This window comes from Pseudoalteromonas sp. Of7M-16 (assembly GCF_022347805.1).
GTDB lineage: Bacteria > Pseudomonadota > Gammaproteobacteria > Enterobacterales > Alteromonadaceae > Pseudoalteromonas > Pseudoalteromonas luteoviolacea_F.
In genome coordinates this window covers 1-1,443 of record NZ_JAKRFY010000061.1, presented here as the reverse complement: position 1 = coordinate 1,443, position 1,443 = coordinate 1, and the positions used below count along the sequence as shown (strand labels likewise).

Annotated in this window: 1 protein-coding gene; it reads left to right on the top strand. The window is 42.9% G+C overall.

All coding sequences use genetic code 11. The features are described from left to right. Nucleotides 1-89 precede the first annotated feature (89 nt). A complete protein-coding gene (locus MHN81_RS27950) occupies nucleotides 90-1,427 on the top strand; it encodes an IS4 family transposase (RefSeq protein WP_239427378.1) in 1,338 nt (445 codons plus the stop codon). The last annotated feature ends 16 nt before the right edge of the window (nucleotides 1,428-1,443 follow it).

Sequence of the window (1,443 nt, the reverse complement as noted above, 5' to 3'; positions counted from 1 at the left end):
TTCCAATGCTGATCGTTTAAGCTCATTTACTACGTCTTGATCGATCTTTTGCCTATGGCATATTTAGCTCTTAACTTGAAGGAGCTTATATGTTGAATGACCTGTCTATGCTATTTAATGATGCAGAAGAAATCGTTAGTAACATCTCTGTATTTAACACCGAATTGCCTACTGAGTGGCTAACAGAGGCGTTCAACCTAACTGGGCATGCAACTATTCGCAGGCGAAAAATTGCGCCAGAAGATGTTATTCGGCTTGTGATAGGCATGTCGTTAATGCGCAGTGAACCTATTCAAGAAGTTGCAGCGCGATTAGCCTTTAAATCTGCTCAAATTGACAACGGATTGCTTGCAAGAAGCTCATGGAGCAATGCGCGCCAGCGCTTGGGGGCAGCGCCTGTTGAGTGGTTATTCCAGCGCAGCGCCGCCTTTTGGGATGATCAAGAGTATAAAGATGAGCTTTGGAATGGCCTGCGTGTATATAGCATTGATGGCACAAGCCTACGTACTGAAGATACACCTGAGTGTCGTGCCTATTTTGGCTCTGCGCACAGTAAAGGAGAGCGAGTTTCTGCTTTTCCCGCTTTTCGGCTCACTTGTTTAATGAATGCCAGAACTCAAATTATACTTAATGCGGGATTATGTGAATTTAAAAAGGGTGAAATTACAATAGCCTCGCAGTTGGTAGATAACTTACCCAACACGAGCGTCGTGCTTATGGACAAACTCTACCATTCAGCTGAACTATTACATCATATAGAAATGCTGGGTTCAGACAGATTTTGGGTTACTCCCTTACGCACTGATATTAAATGGCAACGAGTCCAAGGTGAGGTAGAAAGTGACGATATGTTGGTAGAGCGAACGCTGAATTCGCATACTCGTAAGCGTTCTAGTACATTGCCTAAGGATTGGCAATTTAGACTTATTAAATACCAGATTGATGGGTTCGAACCAAAGCTATTGGCGACTTCTCTACCTCGTGAGCAATATTCAAAAGAAGATATCATTGCACTTTACCATGAGCGGTGGTCAATCGAGTTGGGCTATAGGGATATCAAGAAAACGATGCTAAAAAACACGATGACCCTTCGAAGTAAAAAGCCAGAGTTAGTGATCCAAGAGCTCTACGGCATGTTGATAGCATACAACCTCATAAGGCATGAGGCAGCATTGGCTGGTAAACAGGTGAAAGTAAGAGGTGCACAAATAAGCTTTAAAACAACTATGCGAGTTGTGATTTATGACTACTATTCAATGGCCACTACTAACTCAATACATAGGCTTCCCAAAAGATTAAAAGACTTAACTGACACAGTGAAGGACTTTATCTTGCCAAAACCAGACAGGCCGAATTACCCTCGGGCAGTGAAAATGAAGAAGAAAGAGTTTCCAGTTAAAAGGAGCCAGCCACTCAAGGCCCCTTAAACGAACAGCATTGGAA

Bases quoted from the DNA above. Each gene is read 5' to 3' on its own strand.
- MHN81_RS27950 (WP_239427378.1), top strand. From the start codon at position 90: ATGTTGAATGACCTGTCTATGCTATTTAATGATGCAGAAGAAATCGTT.